At 60.9% G+C, this 7,446-nt stretch carries 6 protein-coding genes; 2 read left to right on the top strand and 4 right to left on the bottom strand.

What is annotated here, in order from left to right; translation table 11 throughout:
* Nucleotides 1–27: 27 nt before the first annotated feature.
* Complete coding sequence (locus ACRAUW_RS05890; RefSeq protein WP_431361542.1) at nucleotides 28–1,557, bottom strand: EAL domain-containing protein; 1,530 nt, start codon at nucleotides 1,555–1,557, stop codon at nucleotides 28–30.
* Nucleotides 1,558–1,809: 252 nt separating this feature from the next.
* Here ACRAUW_RS05890 and ACRAUW_RS05895 point away from each other — a divergent pair, with 252 nt between their 5' ends.
* On the top strand, nucleotides 1,810–2,715 hold the full coding sequence (locus ACRAUW_RS05895) for a TIGR01777 family oxidoreductase (protein ID WP_431361543.1): 906 nt from the start codon (nucleotides 1,810–1,812) through the stop codon (nucleotides 2,713–2,715).
* A gap of 126 nt (nucleotides 2,716–2,841) precedes the next feature.
* Here ACRAUW_RS05895 and ACRAUW_RS05900 read toward each other — a convergent pair whose 3' ends face one another.
* Entirely contained in the window at nucleotides 2,842–5,289 is a 2,448-nt protein-coding gene (locus ACRAUW_RS05900; RefSeq protein WP_431361548.1) for an ABC transporter permease, read from the bottom strand.
* A gap of 36 nt (nucleotides 5,290–5,325) precedes the next feature.
* Nucleotides 5,326–6,021 (bottom strand): ABC transporter ATP-binding protein, encoded by a 696-nt coding sequence (locus tag ACRAUW_RS05905; protein ID WP_431361544.1) that lies wholly within the window; start codon nucleotides 6,019–6,021, stop codon nucleotides 5,326–5,328.
* A gap of 56 nt (nucleotides 6,022–6,077) precedes the next feature.
* Here ACRAUW_RS05905 and ACRAUW_RS05910 point away from each other — a divergent pair, with 56 nt between their 5' ends.
* Nucleotides 6,078–6,689, top strand: coding sequence for an arylesterase (locus tag ACRAUW_RS05910; RefSeq protein WP_431361545.1), 612 nt, complete (start codon nucleotides 6,078–6,080; stop codon nucleotides 6,687–6,689).
* A 92-nt stretch (nucleotides 6,690–6,781) separates the two neighbouring features.
* Here the strand turns inward: ACRAUW_RS05910 and ACRAUW_RS05915 are convergent.
* Nucleotides 6,782–7,446 (bottom strand): chemotaxis protein CheV (locus ACRAUW_RS05915; RefSeq protein WP_431361546.1); only part of this gene is annotated, 665 nt, incomplete at its 5' end.

The following is a 7,446-nucleotide window of genomic DNA, read 5'->3' on the forward strand; positions in this document are numbered from 1 at the left end:
GGTTTTTTATGCTCCCCATTCAACCGATCAGCCAAACAGGGTCTTGCAAAACTGCGCCATCGGCATGGGGCGGCTGTAGCGATACCCTTGCAGATAGTCGACATGGCGATCCCGCAGGTAGTCCGCCTGCGACTGCTTCTCGACCCCTTCCGCGATCAGGATCAATTCAAGCCGTTTCGCCAGATCAATCACGTTTTCAACGATATGGCTGGAGAGTGCATCCGTGCCGATCATCTCTACAAAACTCCGGTCAATCTTGAGGGCATCGACCTGAAACTGTTGCAGATAGGTCAGACTGGAGTGACCGGTGCCAAAGTCATCGATAGAGATCAACACGCCCAGTTTGCGCAATTCGGCAAACATCTGAGCGGTTGTCTCATCGGCCACCAGCAGCTCCCGCTCAGTCAGCTCCAGCCCCAAATCAACGGGATTCTCCTTGAAGGCGTCGAGAAACGCCTTGCAGTCAGCCAACAAGTCGAGATCCTGAAAGTGCTTGGCACTGATATTGAAGCAAAAATGAAACTTTGCTGGCAGCTTTCCGGCATGAGGGGAAAAGTGGTCGCGCACCTGGGCCATCAACAGGCTGGTCATGGGCACGATCAGCCCGCTATCTTCCGCCAGCGGGATAAAGCGATCCGGCGGAATCATCCCCTGTTTGGGATGCTGCCAGCGCATCAGTACCTCACAGCCACGCCACTGCTCGTCATCGCCGGAGACCACCGGCTGCAGGTAGGGGATAAACTCCTCTTCGATCAATGCCCGCTTGAGCTCCTCCGCTGGTGAGCTGCTACGCCCCATCAACCTGAAGGTGCCGAATCCAATCAGCAGCGCCAGCAACGGAGAGAGGAACAAGGTATCTCTGGAGTAGCGCCATGCGTGGCTCCAGTAGTCATGAACCGTGACCCGGGTGACGACCTGATAGGGGAAATCGGCCGAAGAGAGGGCAATATAACCCTCTTCTGTCGGAGAGGGCGCCGCCCCGACCTGACCTGAGCCAAACAGAGCCCTCTGTCCCACCACCAGAGCCATCGAGGAGTTCTTGCTGGAGATCTCCAGGGTATTGCGCAGGTAATAGCCATCTACACCGATCAGCACACTCCCCTTGTCCGTTTCATGACGCAGCACGATCAAGGGGCGATCCGGTGTGACCTCATTGCCTGGCAGCAGTTGCAGCCTGCCATCCACATAACTGTCAGGATTGAAGGGGCCATCGTAGTCACCATAGAGCGAGGTGCAGTAGATACGACTGCCGACAGCCAGATTGGCGGAACGGACATAAGGCACAGTGGCCACCTGCTCGCGCAGCAGTTGTGCCGCCTCCTTGCAGGAGTGACCTAGCATCCCCTTCACATTGATGGCCGCCTGCCGGGCATGGCCGATGGATCGATCAAACATCATCCGGGCATGCTGCAACCGTGAATCGGCATCACGCTCTGTCTCCGTCACCGTCTGCCAGATCACGGCAACAACCCCCAGCAGCAGGATCCCGCCCCCCATCAGCAGCGCCACCAGAATCCTCGAGTAAAGCTGGCGAAGTTTCAAACGACGAAATGGCATGGCGGCCTCTTTGATGCTCGGATAATGGGTGACAGCCTCGCTGGACAGGCGAAAAGGGTCGCCATAATAGCGATTGTTCAACAAATCTCCACCCAACAAAAATCAATCAATTCAAACTATTGTTCAACAATATGTCGTAAGAAGAGGATAGAGTTAACAAACGTCAAACAGGAAACTCCCGAAGCACGTCTCACTTGTTGAAGGGAAGCCACACCATTAAAGTTGAGCAAACGGCAGCAGGAGCATGCAGCGATGAAGATTCTTATTACCGGAGGAACCGGCTTTATCGGCCGCAAGCTGGTTGCCCATCTCAAGGTCAATCACGAGGTCGTGGTCTTGAGCAGGCATGGGAGCCGCGCTTACTCCCTGCTGGGTCACGATATCAAGGTATTGGATAACCTCGACCGGCTCGATGACCTCAATGACGTGGATGCGGTGATCAATCTGGCGGGCGAACCCATCGCCGCCGGACGCTGGAGCGAGTCGCGCAAACAGCTGCTCTGCGATAGCCGCTGGCTGTTGACCGAGCAGCTGGTAGACCTCATCAAGCTATCCAGCACGCCGCCCAAGGTGCTGATCAACGCCTCCGCCATCGGCTGGTATGGCAGACAGGGCACCGAAACCCTCGATGAGCAGTGCCGCTCTCCCAACGACGAGTTTACCCACCAGCTCTGCCAGCAGTGGGAGACCCTGGCGCAGGAGGCCCAGAGCCGCCAAACCCGGGTCTGTATCGTGCGGATCGGACTGGTGCTTGGCATGGATGGCGGCGCCCTGCCCAAAATGCTCCCTCCCTACCGACTCGGACTCGGCGGCCCTATGGGGTCAGGCAGCCAGATGATGAGCTGGATCCATGTGCAGGATCTGGTGCGCGCCATGCTGTTCTTGCTGGATCACGAGGAGTGCAGAGGTATCTTCAACGGCACTGCGCCCCATCCGGTCAGCAACCGGGTGTTCAGCCAGACCCTTGCCACCACGCTGCACCGCCCACACCTCTTTTTCGTGCCCGCCCCCCTGCTGCAACTGGTGATGGGGGAGGCGGCAGAACTGCTGCTGACCGGACAAAAGGTGATACCAGCACGGCTGCAACAGGCCGGTTTTCACTTCAGCTATCCCGAGCTGCCGAGCGCCCTCACCAATCTGCTGCGCGAGCCCCGCTAACTCACACCTGCTCGCTACGTCCGCTCGTCAGCACCTCATATAGCAAGCAGCCCGACCAATGGCCGGGCTGCTTGTTTATTGTGGATACTCGATTGCACTTGGTCGCATCGGCTCGCGTTGGCGGTATTACAACAGTCCCTGACCCAGTCCCCGCAGCCGATCGCTCAGGGTGCCAGCCAGCAGCTGGCGCTGCATCCCCTGCCCCGCCAGCGTCACCAGCAGCGCCCCCAACGTTGGCAGGCCAAGCCAGATGGCCCAGTGGAACTGCCACTGCCCCTCGAACCACCACCACTGCAGGCCAAAGGAGCAGAGCTCCACCACCATGCTGGCACAGAGCCCCGCCAGCGCACCACTGGCCACCAGCTCCCAGCGCAGCATCTTTTTCAGCAGATCGCTGCTGGCCCCCAGGGTGCGCATCAGCAACAGCTCGCGCCGACGCTGGGCCATGCTGGCCTGAGTCTGGGTCAGCAGCACCAGCAGCGCGGCCACTGTCACCAGCCCCAGCATCAGCGCCAGCGCCCTACTCACCTGCTCCGAGACCTGAGTAAGCCGCGCAATCAGGTCATCCACATCGATAAGGCTCACCGTGGGATGACGGCGAATAAGCTCCACCTCGGCAGTGCGCCCCGCCTCGGGCAGCCGGTAGCTGCCAAGCCAGGTGCTTGAGAAGGGGGCCAACAGATCCCCAGAGAAGATCATGTAGAAGTTGGGCCGCATATTGTCCCACTTGATGCTGCGCAGACTGGTGACCCTGGCGCCAAAGCTGCGCCCCTCGATAGTAAAGGCGAGCATGTCCCCCAGCTTGATATCGAGCCGCTTGGCCAGCTCGCTATCCACCGACACCTCGCCGGGCCCGGCGAGCCATTTCCCGGCCACCAGCTTGTTATCCGCTGGCAGGGTGGCTGTGGTGGTGAAATTGAGCTCACGATCGACCCCTTCGCGGCCACTGCTGGCCCCCTCGCCCACCGCCTCACCGGCGATATGGGTCAGCCTGCCGCGCACCATGGGATAGAAATCGGAAGTGGTGGCCCCGGCTGCCGCCAGTTCGCTCAGGATCCCCTCCCGCTCGTTCTCGGCCACATTGACCAGAAAACGGTTGGGCGCATCGACGGGAAGACGAGCCGAAAACTCATCCAGCAGATCGACCCGGGCCGCCCAGAGCAAGCCAAACAGCATCAGCGCCAACGCAAAGCCCGCCAGCTGAAACAGGCCGCTGCTGCGCTCGCGCGACAGGTGGGCCAGCGCCAGCCGCAAGGCATGAGGCCCGTTCACTCTCGCCCCCAGCCGCAACATCAGTGCCGCCAGCAGGGCCAGCAGCCCCATCAGCAAGCCCATGCCACCCACCAGACCCAGCGCCAGCCGCACATCGGCGGTAAAGCCCCAGACCAGCGCAAACAGCCCGAACAGGCCGACCGGCAGGGCCAGCCAAGGGGGAATACCCGCCTCCAGCTCCCGGCGCAATACTCGCAGTGGCGGCACTTTCAACAAGCGCAAGAAGGGCACAAAAGCGAGCAGCAGGGTGATAAAGAGCGCCACTGCCACACCCAGGGCAAAGGGGCGCCAAGAGGAGGGCGGTAGATCCGGCGGCAGCAACTCACCCAGCAGTTGCAGGGTGAACCACTGCATGGTGGTGCCCGCCACCAGCCCCAGCAGCGCGCCGATCAGCGTCAACGACAGCAGCAGGGTTCCCATCAGTTGCCAGAGCGAGCGACGGGATGCCCCCAGGGTTTTGAGCAGCGCCACCATATTGGTCTGGCGCTCGGCAAAGTGGCGCACCGCAATCCCCATCGCCAACGCCCCCAGCAACACCCCGCTTAGCGAGGCGAGCCGGAAGAAACGCTCGGCATTGGCCAGCGAGCGGCCTACCCGGGATTCACTGTCATCCGGTTTGATCCATTTCTGTCCGGCCTGCAGCTGCGGCAATAGCCACTGTTCGTAACGGGCCAGCGATTCTCGCGGCCCCTTGAACAGATAGCGCCACTGCTGACGACTGCCCGGCAACAGGGCACCGGTCGCCTCGATATCGGCGCTATGGATCAGCGCCCGCGGCGCGAGCAGGAAGGGGCTGAAGCCCTGATCCGGCTCCTCGCCAAGCAGGCCTGCCACCTTGAGCACCGTATTGCCCACCTCCAGCTCATCCCCCGCTTTGGCCTGCAGCAGTTGCATCACCCGGGCAGAGAGCCAAATCTCGCCGGGAGCCGGGGCGCGGGCAGGTTCCAGAGTGAGCTTGCCGTAGAAGGGAAAACCGTCGGGCACCGCCCGAATGGAGGCAAGCTGCAACGCGTCGCCGTGAAACAGCATGCTGTTGAAGCTGACGGTGGTCTGCACCGCCAAGCCATCCTGCTTCGCTCGGGCCAGCCAGCCATCCGGCAGGGCAGCGGCAGTACGCAGCACCCGATCCGCCCCGATAAAGTCGCGGCCCGATGCCTTGAGTCCGGCATCGAGCCGATCCGCTACCAGCGCCACACTCAAGACGCACGCCACGCTCAGGGCCAGTGCCAGCACAAACCAGCGCAGTTCGCCGCTGAAACCTTCCCGGCGAAGCAGTCGCCATCCCAATCGCCACTGCATCATCCCTTGCATCTCCCGCCTGATCCGCTGCTCACCCCGTTACACCACATCATGGGCCACCTCGCGATCCAGTCTGCCCGCCGTCATAACCACTTGCCGCTGACAACGCTCGGCCAGCTGATGGTCATGGGTCACTACCACTAGCGTGGTGCCGTGCTTGCGATTGAGTTCAAACAGCAGCTCGATCACCTTCTCGCCGGTCTTGCTGTCGAGGTTCCCGGTCGGCTCATCCGCCAGCAGCAGACTGGGACGGGTCATAAAGGCACGGGCGATGGCCACCCGCTGCTGCTCACCGCCGGAGAGCCGGGGCGGCAGATGGTGCAACCGCTCGCCAAGCCCGACCGCGGCCAACAGCTCGCGGGCTCTAGGTTCGCAATCACGCTCGCCGCGCAGCTCGGCGGGCAGCATCACATTCTCCAGCGCCGTCATGGTCGGGAGCAGCAGGAACGACTGGAACACAAAGCCGATCTGCTCGGCGCGCAATCGGGCCCGCCCCTCCTCATCCAGCTCACCGAGGGATTTGCCGAGGATCTCGATATCCCCCTGACTCGGCAAATCGAGCCCGGCCAACAGCCCCAGCAGGGTGGACTTGCCGGAGCCGGAGGCGCCGACCAGTGCCACCGTCTCGCCGCTATTGACTTGCAGATCGATCCCTTCAAGGATGGTGAGGCTTTCCTGGCCGAGGCGAACCGATTTGCCGAGGCCCTTGACGACAATAATGGGGGTTAAACTCATGCTCTGTATCCTTTGTTCCAATCCCTTGATGACAATCCATAGCGGGAGTTGAATTGATGGTGCGTATTCTGTTTGCCTTGTTGGTTGGCCTCGGCAGCCTGCTCTCGTCGGCTCAGGCCCAGACCCTGCTGGTGCTGGGAGACAGCCTGAGCGCCGGCTATCAGATGCAGGTTGAGCAGAGCTGGCCCGCCCTGCTCAACCAGAAATGGCTGGAGGAGGGGGGCAAACACACCCTGCTCAATGCCAGCATCAGCGGTGAAACGACCCAGGGGGCGCTGGCCCGTCTGCCCTCGCTGCTGAAGGAGCACAAGCCAGACTGGCTGCTGATCGAACTGGGGGGCAACGATGGCCTGCGCGGCTTCGCACCGACCATTACCCGCCAGAATCTGGCCAGCATGATCGCGCTCGCCAAGGAGCAGCAGACCAGTGTGGTGTTGACCCAAATCCAGCTGCCCCGCAACTACGGTGCCCGCTATCTGCGCCAGTTCGAACAGATCTTTCCCGAGTTGGCAGAGATCAACGATCTGCCCCTGCTGCCCTTCTTTATGGATGATATTGCGCTGCGCCCTGAACTTATGATGAACGATGGCATTCATCCCACCCCGGCGGCCCAGCCCCAAATCCGCGATAAAGTAGCCCGCTTTATGGAGCCGCTGCTCAGCCAATAAGCACACCGCTCCGGCCAATATCCCATAACAAAACATCCCGCCGAAGCGGGATGTTTTTTGCTATTGATTGAACAGAATCGACAGAGCGCCGCTCATTTTTCCAGCAATTGACGCAGCCGCTCCTGAGCCACCCCCACCAGCAGGTCGGGCTGAAACTTGGAGATAAAGCGATCACACCCCACTTTCTTGACCATGGCTTCGTTGAAGTTGCCGCTCAGGGAGGTGTTGAGGGTGATAAAGAGATCGGCCATGCGCGGATCACTGCGCACCTCGTGGGTCAGGCGGTAGCCATCCATCTCCGGCATCTCGGCATCGGTGATCATCAGCAGGATCTCGTCGGTCACCTTCTTGCCAGCATCGCACCACCCCTTGAGCAGGGTCAACGCCTGCAAACCATCCTGACACTCGATCACCTCGAGCCCAAGCTGACCCAGGGTCTCGCGCACCAGATTGCGGGCGGTGCTGGAGTCATCGACTATCAAGACCTTACGGCCATGCATCTCCGGCAGGATCTCCCGATCCAGCACCTCTTCAGAGATCCGGATGTCATAGGTGATGATCTCGGCCAGCACCTTCTCCACATCGATGATCTCAACAATCTGATCTACCCCCTCTTCCGCGATGCGAGTAATGGCGGTGAGGTAGTTGGCGCGCCCAGCCGAGCGCGGTGGCGGCAGGATATCCTTCCAGGTCATATTGACAATATTGGCCACCTGCCCCACCAGAAAGCCCTGAATGGTACGGTTGTACTCGGTGA

Origin of the sequence: Aeromonas sp. (assembly GCF_050633025.1) — a bacterium.
Classification (GTDB): domain Bacteria; phylum Pseudomonadota; class Gammaproteobacteria; order Enterobacterales; family Aeromonadaceae; genus Aeromonas.

Excerpts from the sequence above, each read along its gene's own strand:
- ACRAUW_RS05890 (WP_431361542.1), bottom strand. The coding sequence starts at position 1,557 with ATGCCATTTCGTCGTTTGAAACTTCGCCAGCTTTACTCGAGGATTCTG.
- ACRAUW_RS05895 (WP_431361543.1), top strand. The coding sequence starts at position 1,810 with ATGAAGATTCTTATTACCGGAGGAACCGGCTTTATCGGCCGCAAGCTG.
- ACRAUW_RS05900 (WP_431361548.1), bottom strand. The coding sequence starts at position 5,289 with ATGATGCAGTGGCGATTGGGATGGCGACTGCTTCGCCGGGAAGGTTTC.
- ACRAUW_RS05905 (WP_431361544.1), bottom strand. The coding sequence starts at position 6,021 with ATGAGTTTAACCCCCATTATTGTCGTCAAGGGCCTCGGCAAATCGGTT.
- ACRAUW_RS05910 (WP_431361545.1), top strand. The coding sequence starts at position 6,078 with ATGGTGCGTATTCTGTTTGCCTTGTTGGTTGGCCTCGGCAGCCTGCTC.